We start from the raw sequence: 15,123 nt of genomic DNA, 5'->3' as shown, positions 1-15,123 counted from the left end.
ACCGATGTGACTTTTATTCCCTAGAACAGGATGATTTAAGGCCGGGTCGGCCTTAAATTTGAATCCTGTTCTAAATTAAAGAGTTAGAGCATGATGTCGTCCGAAAACCGCTGACACTTTTCGGCATCATGCTCTAATCGGCAACCAGATTTCGGTGACGCCCATGCCGGTATAGGGGTCGAAGCGCTCGTCGTAGCGTTCGAACATGTCGGGTGTCTCGCCGTGCTCCAGGCCTGAGGTTGGCCACCATGCGCCAAATATCCGGTTCATGGTCGCCGGAATGCCGGAGACATGGCCGCGATGGGCAAAGACGACGTAGCGCTGGCCCGGAAGCTTGAGCGTTGCAAAATCTGCCGGCAGATCGCCGGCATCGGAAATTTCGACCGCGGCCATATAGCGGAATTTCTCTGCTTCACCATCGATATGGGTACAGACGCCGTAGGCGACGTTGCCTTTCTGGCCGGAGATATGACCAAAATGGGCATTGAATTTCTGCCAGAGAGAGGGAATGGCGGCATTGCCGCCATAGGGGTAGGTCTCCTGCAAGCCGGCAAACAGCATCGGTTGAAGGGTTTCGAAGCGGGGCGGTTCGAGGTCGTTGAGGTGGGCGGGGTCCATTCTGATCGGCTCCAGCAAGACAAGGTTACGGGCGTGCCCCTGTCTGCGCACCGCATCCGGCGTCATGCCGAACTGGTCGCGGAAGGCACGGGTGAAGGCTTCGTGCGAGCCGTAGCCGGCGCAAAGCGCAATCTCGAGAATGGTGGATGAGCCGCCGACCAACGCCGGCACGGCGCGGCTGAGGCGGCGCCCTCTTATATAGCCGCTGATCGAGTGACCGGTAACGAGCCCGAAGACGCGCGACAGATGGTAGCGCGACAATCCGGCTGCTTCCGATATCTCTTCCAGCGATATATCGCTTTCGAAATGGCTCTCGATGAACCAGATCGCCCGTCCGACGGCGCTCATTCTCATTCTCCTGGTTGCAGCTTCTTCCTTAGCGGAAGGCCGGCAGCCGGATTTGATCGCTATTGCGGGATTCTGGCCGATGGAGCACGGCGGTCAAGGGTGTGGTCAGGCGGTCTCGTGCCGGCGCGCGCCGTAGGCGGCCATGAAGACCCGGATCGCGCCGCGGATGACGCGCTCGATTTCATCGCGCGACGGCGGTTCTTCCATGCTTCCGAACAGGCGGAGCTTGAAGAAACTACCGCTGGCGAGATCGAGGAACTGGCCGGCGGCCAGATCGATGTCGTCGATCTCAAACCTGCCTTCGGCGATGTAGCGTTCCAGGAAGTCGCGCATGATGGTGCGCAGATTTTCCGGACCCTTGAAGAAGCGTTGACAGAGCACCGGCATGCGGTCGCGAACGCCGAGAACGGTGCGCATCGCGCTGATGACCTTTTCATCGGTCATATGGGTGACGAAGCTTATCCCGAATTCGTACAGGCCGGCTTCGGGATCGTCATGTTCGGCAAGCGCCGTGCGCACGGCCGCCACGAAGGCGGCGCGCTCGGTCTCGATCATCGCCGAAAACAGTTCTTCCTTGTTGGTGAAATAGACGTAGAGCGTTCCCTTGGAGACTCCGGCCTCGCGGGTCACGTCGTTCATGCTGGCGGCGTCGAACCCCATCTTCATGAAGACGCGCTTGGCGCCGGCGAGGATCTGCTGGCGCTTGGCCGGATCTTCGCCTGCGGCAAATCGGCCTCCGGCAGCGGGAGGACTGAATACGGCGGCGTGGTCGGGTTTCAGCGTCATGTCCTCTTAACCGTGTTGACGGTTTCGCATGGTCTTTAAAAGAAATCGAACCGGTTGGTTCTATACATCTTGATATGACGATAAAACAGGTTTAAGTCAACTGAACCGAACCGTTCAGTTCGATTATTTACTCCAGATCGGTAAAGTGGCCATGTCGAGCAACCAGAAGAGCAACGTCGCGCGTATCGTCAGCGAAAACGCCGGAACCGAAGAGGTAAAGGCCGAGGTCGCGGGCGTAGAAGCTCCGACGGCGGAAGCCCGCGAAGTTCCCTCTGCTCCCGCGCAGTCGGCGCCGGCTTCTGTCGCCGCACCCGCGGCTCCCAAGAAGCGCCGCAGCCCGGTGCTGCCGATCGTCGTGCTCGCCCTTCTCGCAGGCGGCGGCTGGTATGGTTACGAATGGTGGACGAACGGCCGCTTCATGGTGTCGACCGACGACGCCTATATCGAAGGCGATATCGCAACGATTTCGCCGAAGGTCACGGGCTACGTCGCGAAGGTGAACGTTGTCGCCAACCAGGAAGTCAAAGCGGGCGACGTGCTTGCCACGCTTGATAACGGCGACTATCAGAACGCCCTCGACTTGGCCCAGGCCCAGATCGTCACCGAACAGCTTTCACTGCAGCGTATCGACGCGCAGATCGAAGGCGCGAATGCAAGCCTCGTGCAGGCGCAGGCGCAGAAGGTAGCACTCGAAGCGGCCGTTCGCGGTGCCGAAATCACCCAGAAGCGCCAGAGCGACCTTCAGGCGAAGTCGGTCGGCACCGCCGCCGATCTCGACAACGCCAATATCGCCCTCGACCAGGCCAAGGCCAATCTTGCCGGCGGCGACGCCAACATCACCGCCGCACAGGCCAACATCACCATTCTCCAGGCCCAGCGCAAGGAAGCCGAAGGCTCGGTCCGTTCGCTGGAGATCTCACGCGACAAGGCCGTCCGCGACCTTTCCTTCACGGTGCTCAAGGCGCCTTATGACGGCATCGTCGGCAACCGCTCCGTCCAGGAAGGCGACCTCGTCTCTCCCGGCCAGCGCCTGATGGCGCTCGTTCCTGTGCGCCAGCTCTATATCGACGCCAATTTCAAGGAAACGCAGATCCAGCATCTGGTGCCGGGCTCGAAGGTCAACGTCCAGGTCGATGCCTATAGCGATCATCCGATCGTCGGCACCGTCGAATCGATCTCGCCGGCTTCCGGCTCGGTCTTTTCGCTGCTGCCGCCGGAGAACGCCACCGGCAACTTCACCAAGGTGATCCAGCGCGTGCCGGTGCGCATCGCGCTGCCGCAGGATGCGCTCGACAGCGGCCGTCTGCGCGCGGGCCTGAGCGTCGTCGTCGACGTCGACACCCGCACGGCGCCGAGCAAGTAAGCCTTCAGGAAAGACAGGGGTGATCTGATGGCCGGGAGCGCGACAGCAACGGCGGGGACGATGCCGGCGGCACCCGCCCATACCGACGAGCGCATGGATCCGAAGAAGCTCATCGCCTTCTTCGCGATGGTGCTCGGCATGTTCATGTCGATCCTCGACATCCAGATCGTCTCGGCCTCGCTTGCGGAGATCCAGGCCGGCCTTTCGGCCGGCAGCGACGAGATCGGCTGGGTGCAGACGTCCTATCTGATCGCCGAAGTGATCATGATCCCGCTCTCGGGCACGCTGGCGCGCATCATCTCGACGCGGTATCTTTTCGCGATCTCGGCCGCCGGCTTCACCATGGCGAGCGCGCTTGCCGCGACCGCGACGAATATCGACCAGATGATCGTCTACCGGGTCATCCAGGGCTTCATCGGCGGCGGCATGATCCCGTCGGTGTTCGCGGCCGCCTTCACCATCTTCCCGCCGTCGAAGCGCAGCATCGTCTCGCCGATCATCGGCTTGATCGCGACGCTGGCGCCGACCATCGGCCCCACCGTCGGCGGTTATCTCAGCCATGCCTTTTCCTGGCACTGGCTGTTCCTCGTTAACATCGTGCCCGGCATCATCGTCACGATCGTCACCTGGAACTTCATCGATTTCGACAAGCCGGAACTGTCGCTCTTCAAGAAGTTCGACTGGTGGGGTCTGGTCTCGATGGGCGTCTTCCTCGGCGCGCTGGAATATGTGCTCGAAGAAGGCAATTCGAACGACTGGTTCAACGACAGTTTCATCACCATCGCCGCGGTTGCCTCCGGCGTTGCAGCCATCGTCTTCTTCTATCGCGCCTTCACGGTGGATTTCCCCGTCGTCGACCTCAAGGCGTTTTCGAACCGGAATTTCTCCTTCGGCTCGGTGTTTTCCTTCGTCATGGGCATCGGCCTCTATGGTCTCACCTATATCTATCCGGTCTATCTCGGGCGCATCCGCGGCTATGAGTCACTGATGATCGGCGAGACGATGTTCGTCTCCGGGCTTGCGATGTTCTTCACCGCGCCGATCGCCGGGCGGCTGTCGACCAAGATGGATCTGCGCCTGATGATGGTGATCGGCTTCGTCAGCTTTGCCGCCGGCACCTTCATCATGATGCATCTAACGGCGGATTGGGATTTCTACGAGCTCTTCATCCCGCAGATCCTGCGCGGCTTCGGGCTGATGATGTGCATGGTGCCGATCAACAACATCGCGCTCGGCACGATGCCGCCCTCGCGCATCCGCGGCGCGTCCGGCCTCTTCAACCTGACCAGAAACCTCGGCGGCGCCGTCGGCCTTGCCGTCATCAACACCGTTCTGACCAACCGGCAGGACGTGCACTACGAGCGGCTGCGGGAGAATATGGACTGGGGCAATCCGGCGGCGATCGACCAGATGAACAGCATGGCCGCCAACTTCAACACCTATGGCATGGATGGCGCCTCGGTTGCCATCAAGCAGATGGTCGGCCTTGCCACCAAACAGGCGATCATTCTTTCCTTCAGTGACGTGTTCCTGATCCTGACCGCACTCTTCCTTGCCATGATCCTCGGTGTCGCCATGATCAAGAAACCCGCGCCGCAAGGCGGGGGAGGCGGTGGCGGCCACTGACCTCCGGCCTGCCGCCCCTTGAAAAGGCCCTCTTCGGAGGGTCTTTTTGTTTGCCGTTTTCAGGTCGCTATGTCATCAGGTCGATCATCGCCACCGGATCGGTCCGAAGCGAACATGCCGGGAAAACGATGCGGAAACCCGCCCGTTCGATTTTTTGATTTACGTACATCAAAATTGGCGCTAATGGTCTCGTCAGGAGGAATGATGAGGCCAACCGTTCACGATATCGCCGCCGCCGCCGGTGTCAGTCTGGCGACCGTTGACCGGGTTCTCAACCAGCGTCCCGGTGTGCGCCACGTCACGCGGGAAAAGGTCGAGACCGCGATCCGCGAACTCGGTTATGTCAGAGACGTCGCCGCCGCCAATCTTGCCAAGGGGCGCACCTATCCGCTGGTCTTCATCCTCCCGGCCAGCGACAACTCCTTCATGCACGGGCTCAATGCCGAGATCCGCCAGGCAGTCCTCCGATCGTCGGCCGAGCGCACCGATATCCGCACCATCGAGGTGCCGGCCTTCGATCCGGCCGCCCTCGTCTCCGTGCTCGAAGAGCTTTCCCGCGAAAAGCCCTGTGGCATTGCGCTGGTTGCTACCGATGCGCCTGACGTGCGCGCCGCCGTCGACAGGCTGGTGCGCGAGCGCTTTCCCATCGTCACCCTGGTTTCCGATCTCACGGGGTCGCTCCGCCATCACTATGCCGGCGTCGACAATATCGCAGCCGGCCGCACAGCTGCCCGGCTGCTCGGACGATTCCTCGGGCCGCGGAAGGGTGAAATCGCCGTGCTCGCCGGCTCCATGCTGGTGCGTGACCATCGCGAGCGGCTGGAGGGCTTCACCGCTGTCATGGCTGAGGAATTTCCCGATCTTGCGATCCTGCCGGTTCTCGAAGGCCGCGACGACCCGGAGGTCGCCCACAGGCTCGTTGCCGACGCGCTCGGGAATGCCGGCATCATCGGCGTCTACAGCCTCGGCGCCGGCAATCGCGGCCTGATCCGGGCGTTGAAGGAGAAGGCCGTCGACCGCGTGCTGACCGTGATTGCCCACGAACTGACCGCTCATACGCGTGCAGCACTGATCGACAACACGATCGATGCGATCCTCAACCAGGATGCCGGCCATGAGGTGCGCAGCGCGATCCGCGTGCTGAAAGCCAAGGCGGACGGGCTTGCCGTCATCGAAGCGCAGGAGCGCATCCGCCTCGACATATTCCTGAAAGACAATCTGCCGTAACGGCAAAGGGAGAAACACCACATGTATCTGGGTCTCGATCTCGGAACCTCCGGCGTCAAGGCGATGCTGATCGACGGTGATCAGAAGATCGTCGGCTCGGCCAATGGTTCGCTCGACGTGTCGCGTCCGCATTCCGGCTGGTCGGAGCAGGAGCCGGCCCACTGGGTGCGCGCCACGGAGGAGGCTGTCGCCGGCCTCAAGGCAAAACATCCGAAGGAGCTTGCCGCGGTCAAGGGCATCGGCCTTTCTGGCCAGATGCATGGCGCAACGCTCATCGATGCGACCGACAAGGTGCTGCGCCCGTGCATCCTCTGGAACGACACGCGCAGCTACGTCGAGGCCGCGGCGCTTGATGCCGATCCGCGCTTTCGCGCGCTCACCGGCAACATCGTCTTCCCCGGCTTTACGGCGCCGAAGCTCGCCTGGATCGAGAAGCATGAGCCCGATGTCTTCGGCAAGATCGCCAAGGTGCTCTTGCCGAAGGACTATCTACGTTTGTGGCTGACCGGCGACTATATCTCGGAAATGTCGGATTCGGCCGGCACCTCCTGGCTCGACACCGGCAAGCGCGCCTGGTCCTCCGAACTGCTCACGGCCACCAATTTGTCCGAGGAGCAGATGCCGGCGCTCGTCGAAGGCACCGAGCAGGCCGGCAAGCTGCGGTCCGAACTGGCGGCGCAATGGGGTATAACAGGTGATGTCGTCATTGCCGGCGGTGCCGGCGACAATGCGGCCTCGGCCTGCGGCATGGGCACGGTCAGCGATGGCGCCGCCTTCGTCTCGCTCGGCACATCAGGCGTGCTTTTTGCCGCCAACGGTTCCTATTTGCCGAAGCCGGAAAGCGCCGTGCATGCCTTCTGCCACGCGCTGCCGAACACCTGGCACCAGATGGGCGTCATCCTGTCGGCCACCGATGCGCTCAACTGGCATTCCGGCGTGACCGGCAAGTCGGCCGCCGATCTCACCGGCGAACTCGGCGAGACGCTGAAGGCGCCCACCGGCGTCACCTTCCTGCCCTATCTCTCCGGTGAGCGCACGCCGCACAATGATGCCGTCATCCGCGGCGCCTTCATCGGCCTTGAACATGAAAGCAGCCGTGTCGTTCTTACCCAGGCGGTGCTCGAAGGCGTCGCCTTCGCCATCCGCGACAATCTCGAAGCGCTGCGTTCGGCCGGCACCGGCATATCCCGCGTCACGGCAATCGGCGGCGGTTCGCGCTCGCGTTACTGGCTGGCGTCGATCGCGACCGCGCTCGGCGTTCCGGTCGACCTGCCGGCCGACGGCGATTTCGGCGCGGCCTTCGGCGCCGCCCGCCTCGGGCTGATCGCGGCAACGGGCGCGGATCCGATTGCCGTCTGCACGCCGCCGGTGACGGCAGGCACGATCGAGCCGGTATCCGCACTGAGCGGCGCTTATGAGGATGCTTACAAGCGCTACCGTGCGCTCTACCCGGCGATCAAGTCGCTGGCGTAGGCCAACAATTCAGAACTTCGAAAAGATACGAACCCAAGGAGAACCAACATGAGCACCGGATTTTTCGGCGATATCCAGAAAGTAAAATACGAAGGCCCGGACAGCACCAATCCGCTAGCCTTCCGCCATTACCAGCCGGACGAGATCGTCATGGGCAAGCGCATGGAAGACCATCTGCGCTTTGCGGTGGCCTACTGGCACACCTTCACCTGGCCGGGGGGCGATCCCTTCGGCGGGCAGACCTTCCTGCGTCCCTGGTTCGAGGACACGATGAAGGCTGCCAAGCTCAAGGCCGACGTCGCCTTCGAATTCTTCTCGCTGCTCGGCTCGCCCTACTACTGCTTCCATGACGCCGACGTGCGTCCGGAAGGCAAGACTTTCGCCGAGAACACTAAAAACCTCAACGAGATCGTCGACTATTTCGCCGAGAAGCAGGCCGCAACCGGCACCAAGCTGCTCTGGGGCACGGCGAACCTCTTCTCCCACCGCCGCTATATGTCGGGCGCTGCGACCAATCCGGATCCCGACGTCTTCGCTTTTGCAGCCGCGACGGTAAAGACCTGCATCGATGCCACGCAGAAGCTCGGCGGCGAAAACTACGTGCTCTGGGGCGGCCGCGAAGGTTACGAGACACTGCTCAACACTGATATCGGCCGCGAGCTCGACCAGCTCGGCCGCTTCCTCAATCTCGTCGTCGAATACAAGCACAAGATCGGCTACAAGGGCACGATCCTGATCGAGCCGAAGCCGCAGGAGCCGACCAAGCACCAGTATGATTACGACGTCGCGACCGTCTATGGCTTCCTCAAGAAGCACGGCCTTGAAAACGAGGTGAAGCTCAATATCGAGCAGGGCCACGCGATCCTTGCCGGCCACTCCTTCGAGCACGAGCTGGCGCTTGCCAATGCGCTCGGCATCTTCGGCTCGATCGACATGAACCGCAACGACTACCAGTCCGGCTGGGACACCGACCAGTTCCCGAACAATGTTCCCGAAATGGCGCTCGCCTACTACCATGTTCTGGCAGGCGGCGGCTTCAAGACCGGTGGCACCAACTTCGACTCGAAGCTTCGCCGCCAGTCCCTCGACCCGGCGGACCTGCTGATCGGCCATATCGGCGGCATGGATTGCTGCGCCCGCGGCCTGAAGGCCGCTGCCAAGATGATCGAGGACAAGGCTCTGTCGCAGCCGCTCGCCGATCGTTATGCCGGCTGGGAATCCGCCGAGGCGCAGAAGCTCTTCCGCGGCGAGTATTCGCTGGATGAGATCACCCACTATGTCGAGAGCCACGACGTGAACCCGCAGCCAAGGTCGGGCAAGCAGGAATTGCTTGAGAACGTCGTCAATCGTTACGTTTGATAAAGCGCGCCGGCGGCCATTGGTCGCCGGCGCAATTTTGCCGGCTAAATGCGCCTTAAGCGCTTACTGATACGGGTTCAACGTTTCGACCAGTTGCGCGACGGCGCCGAGACGGAGTTTCGAACCACCAGATCCGGCCGCAGCAAGATTTCCGTTTCGGTCGGCCGGCCATCGGACAGAAGTTCCAGCAGCAGCGCCATCGCCTGCTTGCCGATCGCCGTTCTCGGCTGGCGGATCGTGGTCAGCGGTGGGGATATGAAGACGGCCTGCGGCACGTCGTCGAAACCGGTCACCGAGAAATCCCGCGGAATATCATAGCCTCGCGCGCCGAGCCCGACCATGACGCCGATCGCCGTCTGGTCGTTGACGCACATGAAGGCGGTTGGAAGCGTGTCGCGCATGAAAAGCTGTTCGACCGCATGCCGCCCGCTTTCGATCGTGCCGTCGCCTTCCAGCACGATCCTGGTGTCGGGCGGGATGCCTGCGGCATCGAGACCGGCATCGTAACCCATGCGGCGTCTCGTATAGGCAAGCCGGGTGCGTGAATCGCCGATGAAGGCGATCTTGCGATGCCCTTCAGCCAGCAGCAGGTCTACTGCCTTTCGCGCGCCCTCGGTGTCGTCGACGCCGACATAGGGAATGCCGCCGTTGAAGACGGGTTCGAAAACGCCGACGCTCGGCGGCAGCCGCGCGGTCATCGTCTGATGCCCGAAGGGCAGGATGCCGGTGAAGAGGATCAATCCGGCCGCCTGGTTGGAATTTAAGAATTTCAGATATTCCAGGCCGCGCTGCGCATCGTTCTGCGTGTGGCCGATCAGGATGCCGTAGCCGTGCGCGCGCGCTTCGTTCTCCAGCCCGACGAGAATGTTGGAAAAATTGGGATCGCCAATATCGGGCGCCACGACAAGGATCATGTTGGAGCGGCCGAGCCTCAGGCTGCGCGCCATGGCATTGGTCGTATAGCCGGTGATGGCGATCGCCTGGTTGACCTTGAGGCGGGTGGAGTTGGCGACCTTCTCCGGCATGTGGATTGCCCGGGAAACCGTCGCGATGGAGACCTCGGCGATCCGGGCGACGTCTTCGATGGTTGCGGGCGTGGAATTCGACACTGAGCTCTGCCTTGGGCTGTCTTCGCCGCGACACTACACAGACTTGTCGAGAGGTCAAAGGCAGGCTTCAACTGATCTGTGTAAATCAACGATGTAAACCTTTACACGATGTATGTAAAGGTTTACATAGGGCCCCAGAGCGGATGGGACGCCGCTTGGGGAGGACCGGATGACTGTGGAAGCTGCCGACACCGCACCCGTGGTGCTGTCTGCCAGGCGCATATGCAAATCCTTCAGTGGAGTGCAGGTCCTTTTCAGCGTGAACTTCGATCTCCGCGCCGGCGAAATCCATGCGCTCATGGGTGAAAATGGCGCCGGCAAATCGACGCTCGTCAAGGTATTGTCCGGTTTCGAACAGCCGAGTTCCGGCGAAATCCTGCTCGACGGCAAGCCGGTCGTCCTGCCGCCCAATGGCGCCGCCGAGGCGCTCGGCATCGTCATCATTCACCAGGAATTCAACCTCGCCGAACATCTGACCGTGACGGAGAGCCTTTTTCTAGGGCGCGAAGTCACCCGTTTCGGCATGCTCGACCGCAAATATATGCGGTCGGAGACACGCAAGGTTCTCGATGTGCTCGGTTCGCATGTCGATGAGAATGCGCTGATCAGCACGCTTTCCATCGCCGACAAGCAGATGGTCGAAATCGCCAAGGCGATCAGCCGCGATGCGCGGGTGGTGTTCATGGACGAGCCGACCGCGGTGCTGTCGCGGGAAGAGACCAATATGCTGTTCAAGCAGGTTCGCAAGCTTCGCGATCAGGGTACCAGCTTCGTCTTCGTGTCCCACAAGCTCGACGAGGTGATGGAATTGACCGATCGTGTCACGGTCCTGCGCGACGGCCAATGGATCAAGACTTCGCCGACGTCCGTTCTGGACGGGGAATCGATCGCGCAACTGATGGTCGGCCGCGAACTCTCCAGCCTCTATCCCGCCAAGGTCGAGCCTGATGTCGACGAGGAGGTCGTCCTCAGAGTAGCCTCTGTGTCGACGGGTTATGTGAAGGATGCGAGCTTCGAGGTGCGCAAGGGCGAGATCATCGGGTTTTCCGGTATGATCGGCTCCGGCCGCACCGAGCTGATGGAGGCGATCGCCGGGTTGCGGACCCGTCTCGAGGGCGAGGTGGTCATCAAGGGGGAAACGGTTCCCTCCGGCGACGTGCATGCCGCCAATCGCTGCGGGCTCGCCTACATGACCAAGGACCGCAAGTCGAAAGGCCTCTTGCTGCGCTCCGGCATGGTGACCAATCTGACACTGCAATCGCTCGGAAGGCACGCTCGTCACGGCTATCTCGGCCCGGGCAGCGAGGCGGCCGCGATGGCAAAGGCCAAGCGCCGCTTCGATATCAGGGTTCGCGACGGCAATATCGTCGCTGGCCGGATGTCGGGGGGGAACCAGCAGAAGCTGCTGCTCGCCAAGGTCATGGAGACCGAGCCTCAGATCATTATCATCGACGAGCCGACGCGCGGCATCGATGTCGGCACCAAACAGCAGATCTATCATTTCATCTCGGCGCTCGCCCGGGACGGCCGGTCGATCATCGTGGTGTCGTCGGAGATGCCGGAGGTCATCGGCCTCTGCACCAGAGTGGCGGTGATGCGCGAAGGCCGTATCGTCGGCGTGCTCGAGGGCGAGGAGATTTCCGAGCAGGAGATCATGCGTTACGCCGCGGGGCTGAAGAAGAAGGCGGCTGCCTGAAGGCTGAAGTAGGGCTTTACCGATCAGGGCGACAGATAAGATTCCCAGAAAATATGGGACGGGAGGTTGGTTTGGAAATGAGTGTCAACGAGGAGACCAGGGAAATCCGGCGCCGATCCTGGCGGGATGTCGACCTGCGTGCGGTCGCGCCCTTCGTCGCCCTTGCGCTGCTACTGATCGTCGGAGCCCTGGTTAATCCCAATTTCATCGGCATCACCAACCTTGCCAATGTCGCAACGCGCAGCGCTTTCATCGCCATCATCGCGGTCGGTGCGACCTTCGTGATATCGGCCGGGGATCTCGATCTGTCGGTGGGCTCGATGGTGGCCTTCGTCGCCAGCCTGATGATCCTGCTGATGAATTCGGGCGCCATCGAAAACCCGGCTTTGATGCTGCTGGTCGCGGTCGTCTTCACCATGGTCGCCGGCGCACTCTGCGGCCTGGCGAACGGCCTGATCACGACGGTGGGCAGGATCGAGCCCTTCATCGCGACGCTCGGCACGATGGGCATCTATCGCGGCCTGACGACATGGCTGTCGCAGGGAGGCGCGATCACACTTCGCTCCGCCGATATCCAGACGCTCTATCGCCCTGCTTATTTCGGCAATATCGCCGGCGTGCCTGTGCCGATCGTGGTGATCCTGGCGGTGACGGCGGTTGCTGCCTTCATCCTCTACCGCACCCGCTACGGGCGCCACGTCGTCGCTGTGGGATCAAACAGCGATGTCGCCCGCTATTCGGGCATCGCGGTCAACCGTGTGCGGACGATTGCCTTCGTCATCCAGGGACTGTGCGTCGCCATCGCCGTGCTGCTCTACGTTCCGCGTCTCGGCTCGACATCGGCGACGACGGGTATCCTGTGGGAGTTGCAGGCGATCACGGCCGTCGTCGTCGGCGGCACGGCGCTCAAGGGCGGCGCGGGCAGGGTCTGGGGCACGATCTGCGGCGCCTTCATTCTCGAACTGGTCGGCAACATCATGCTGCTTTCGAATTTCATCAGCGAATATCTGATCGGCGCCATCCAGGGTGCGATCATCATCATCGCCATGTTCGTCCAGCGCTCGCTGGTGCGCAAATCATAAATTGGCAAATCATGAATTGACCGGGCTTGCAACTGGCCGGGGCTACAATTGATCGGGCTTACAGGGCGTCCGGTCCCGTATGGAAAAGTCCCTGAAGTTATTGGGAGGAAATAGCATGCGTAAATTGATGTTGGGCCTGGCGGTTGCGGCGGTGACGTTCGCCGGCGCCGCTCACGCCCAGGACAAAAAATTCACGATCGGCGTATCCATTCCGGCCGCCGACCACGGTTGGACGTCGGGCGTGGTGTTCCATGCCGAACGCGTCGCCAAGCTGCTGATGGCCGAACATCCCGGTCTCAATGTCATCGTCAAGACCTCGCCGGACGCCGCTAGCCAGGCCAACGCCGTGCAGGATCTCGATACGCAGGGCATCGACGCCCTCGTCATCCTGCCGTCGGATCCGGATCCGCTCGTCAACGCCATCAAGGAAGTCAAGGCCAAGGGCAAGTTCGTCGCCCTCGTCGACCGCGCGCCGAGCAACAACGACAATTCCGTGCGCGACCTCTATGTCGCCGGCAACAACCCGGCTCTCGGCGAAGTCGCCGGCAAGTACATCAAGGACACCACGCCGGACGCGGAAGTGGTCATCATCCGCGGTCTGCCGATCCCGATCGACCAGCAGCGCCAGGACGGCTTCGACAAGGGCATTGCCGGCTCGAACGTCAAGGTTCTCGACCGCCAGTACGGCAACTGGAACCGCGACGATGCATTCAAGGTCATGCAGGACTACCTGACCAAGTACCAGAAGATCGACGTCGTATGGTGCCAGGATGACGACATGGCCGTCGGCGTTCTGCAGGCGATCGAGCAGGCCAAGCGCACCGACATCAAGTATGTCGTCGCCGGCGCCGGTTCCAAGGACATGGTCAAGAAGGTCATGGACGGCGACAAGCTGATCCCGGTCGACGTTCTCTATCCGCCGGCAATGGTCGGCACGGCGATGGAGCTGACGGCGGCAGCACTTTACGATCAGGTTCCGGTTCATGGCAGCTACATTCTCGATGCGACGCTCGTCACCAAGGAGAATGCCAAGGACTTCTATTTCCCGGATTCGCCGTTCTGATCCATCGACTTGAGACATGCGCCCATTCGAAAGGATGGGCGCATTTTTATGCTTCCATACAGCGGCTGGCCGAAAATGCTGCACGTACCTCTTGCCCGCCACAGCCCATCGTGTTTAGCTCCCAGCCATATCGCATCTGGCCTCGCGCCAAATCACGAGCCAAGGGCGAGGAGGCGCCTTGCTCCCGCCAAATAGCGTGCTACAACATATCAGAAACGTTTACGGTCGATATTCAGGGAGGAATCTGACATGAAAACGATCAAAGGCCCCGGCCTTTTCCTTGGCCAGTTCGCGGGCGATACTGCTCCTTTCAACTCGTGGAACGCGATCACCAAATGGGCGGCCGACATCGGTTACAAGGGCGTTCAGGTGCCGACCTGGGCCAGCCAGCTGATCGATCTGAAGAAGGCTGCAACGTCCAAGGACTATTGCGACGAATTCGCCGGCAAGGCTCGCGAAAACGGCATCGAGATCACCGAACTCTCCACTCACCTGCAAGGCCAGCTCGTCGCCGTGCATCCGGCCTATGACGAAGCCTTCGACGGGTTCGCGGCACCGGAGGTGCGCGGCAATCCGAAGGCGCGTCAGGAATGGGCGGTCGAGCAGGTCAAGATGGCGCTGACGGCATCCAAAAATCTCGGGCTTACGGCGCATGCGACCTTCTCCGGCGCGCTTGCCTGGCCCTTCATTTATCCCTGGCCGCAGCGCCCTGCCGGTCTGGTCGAGACTGCCTTCGACGAGCTTGCCCGTCGCTGGACGCCGATCCTCAATCATGCGGACGAGAACGGTATCGACGTCTGCTACGAGATCCACCCGGGCGAGGACCTGCATGACGGCATCACCTTCGAGATGTTCCTGGAGCGGGTGAAGAACCATCCGCGCGCCAACATGCTCTACGATCCCTCGCACTATGTCCTGCAGTGCCTCGATTATCTCGACAACATCGACATCTACAAGGACCGCATCAAGATGTTCCACGTCAAGGATGCGGAGTTCAATCCGACCGGGCGCCAGGGCGTCTACGGCGGCTATCAGGGCTGGGTCGAACGTGCCGGCCGGTTCCGTTCTCTCGGCGACGGCCAGGTCGATTTCGGCGCGGTGTTTTCGAAGATGACGGCGAATAATTTCGACGGCTGGGCCGTGGTCGAATGGGAATGCGCGCTGAAGCATCCGGAAGACGGCGCCCGCGAAGGCGCCGAATTCGTCGCCGCGCATATCATCCGCGTCACCGAGAAAGCCTTCGACGATTTCGCCGGCAGCGGCACGGACCAGGCGGCGAACCGGCGGATGCTGGGGCTTTAGGCTTTCATTTCCCTTCTCCCCAGCGGGGAGAAGATGCCCGTCAGGGCAGATGAGGGGGATGAGGAGCGATA

General features: G+C 61.6%; 12 protein-coding genes. 9 read left to right on the top strand and 3 right to left on the bottom strand.

Annotated elements, in window-relative coordinates:
* Positions 1-126 precede the first annotated feature (126 nt).
* Complete coding sequence (locus RL_RS21565; protein WP_011653582.1) at positions 127-966, bottom strand: AraC family transcriptional regulator; 840 nt, start codon at positions 964-966, stop codon at positions 127-129.
* Positions 967-1,071: 105 nt separating this feature from the next.
* Entirely contained in the window at positions 1,072-1,752 is a 681-nt protein-coding gene (locus RL_RS21560) for a TetR/AcrR family transcriptional regulator (protein WP_003543038.1), read from the bottom strand.
* Between the two features lie 151 nt (positions 1,753-1,903).
* Here RL_RS21560 and RL_RS21555 point away from each other — a divergent pair, with 151 nt between their 5' ends.
* The 5 genes from RL_RS21555 (at position 1,904) to xylA (ending at position 8,800) form a co-directional block, all read left to right on the top strand.
* Positions 1,904-3,115: an HlyD family secretion protein gene (locus RL_RS21555; protein WP_011653581.1), complete on the top strand. Its 1,212-nt coding sequence runs from the start codon at positions 1,904-1,906 to the stop codon at positions 3,113-3,115.
* 27 nt (positions 3,116-3,142) lie between these two features.
* Positions 3,143-4,741 carry a DHA2 family efflux MFS transporter permease subunit gene (locus RL_RS21550; RefSeq protein ID WP_011653580.1) on the top strand — a complete coding sequence of 533 codons (1,599 nt, stop codon included), beginning with the start codon at positions 3,143-3,145 and terminating at the stop codon, positions 4,739-4,741.
* A gap of 204 nt (positions 4,742-4,945) precedes the next feature.
* Positions 4,946-5,968, top strand: a complete 1,023-nt coding sequence (locus RL_RS21545; protein WP_041936473.1) for a LacI family DNA-binding transcriptional regulator — start codon at positions 4,946-4,948, stop codon at positions 5,966-5,968.
* Between the two features lie 21 nt (positions 5,969-5,989).
* Complete coding sequence (gene xylB, locus RL_RS21540) at positions 5,990-7,441, top strand: xylulokinase (protein ID WP_011653578.1); 1,452 nt, start codon at positions 5,990-5,992, stop codon at positions 7,439-7,441.
* Between the two features lie 48 nt (positions 7,442-7,489).
* Positions 7,490-8,800: a xylose isomerase gene (gene xylA / locus RL_RS21535; RefSeq protein ID WP_003552938.1), complete on the top strand. Its 1,311-nt coding sequence runs from the start codon at positions 7,490-7,492 to the stop codon at positions 8,798-8,800.
* 77 nt (positions 8,801-8,877) lie between these two features.
* Here the strand turns inward: xylA and RL_RS21530 are convergent, their stop codons facing one another.
* Entirely contained in the window at positions 8,878-9,909 is a 1,032-nt protein-coding gene (locus RL_RS21530; RefSeq protein ID WP_011653577.1) for a LacI family DNA-binding transcriptional regulator, read from the bottom strand.
* A gap of 169 nt (positions 9,910-10,078) precedes the next feature.
* On the opposite strand from RL_RS21530, the gene RL_RS21525 reads away from it, so the two are divergent.
* From RL_RS21525 to RL_RS21510, 4 genes are all read left to right on the top strand, one after another.
* A complete protein-coding gene (locus tag RL_RS21525) occupies positions 10,079-11,605 on the top strand; it encodes a sugar ABC transporter ATP-binding protein (RefSeq protein ID WP_011653576.1) in 1,527 nt (508 codons plus the stop codon).
* A 77-nt stretch (positions 11,606-11,682) separates the two neighbouring features.
* Positions 11,683-12,687: an ABC transporter permease gene (locus RL_RS21520; RefSeq protein ID WP_011653575.1), complete on the top strand. Its 1,005-nt coding sequence runs from the start codon at positions 11,683-11,685 to the stop codon at positions 12,685-12,687.
* 115 nt (positions 12,688-12,802) lie between these two features.
* Positions 12,803-13,750, top strand: a complete 948-nt coding sequence (locus RL_RS21515; protein ID WP_003543021.1) for a substrate-binding domain-containing protein — start codon at positions 12,803-12,805, stop codon at positions 13,748-13,750.
* 249 nt (positions 13,751-13,999) lie between these two features.
* Positions 14,000-15,052: a sugar phosphate isomerase/epimerase family protein gene (locus tag RL_RS21510; protein WP_011653574.1), complete on the top strand. Its 1,053-nt coding sequence runs from the start codon at positions 14,000-14,002 to the stop codon at positions 15,050-15,052.
* Positions 15,053-15,123: the final 71 nt, after the last annotated feature.

Source organism: Rhizobium johnstonii 3841, assembly GCF_000009265.1.
GTDB lineage: Bacteria > Pseudomonadota > Alphaproteobacteria > Rhizobiales > Rhizobiaceae > Rhizobium > Rhizobium acaciae.
This window is presented reverse-complemented; position numbering and strand designations above follow the sequence as displayed.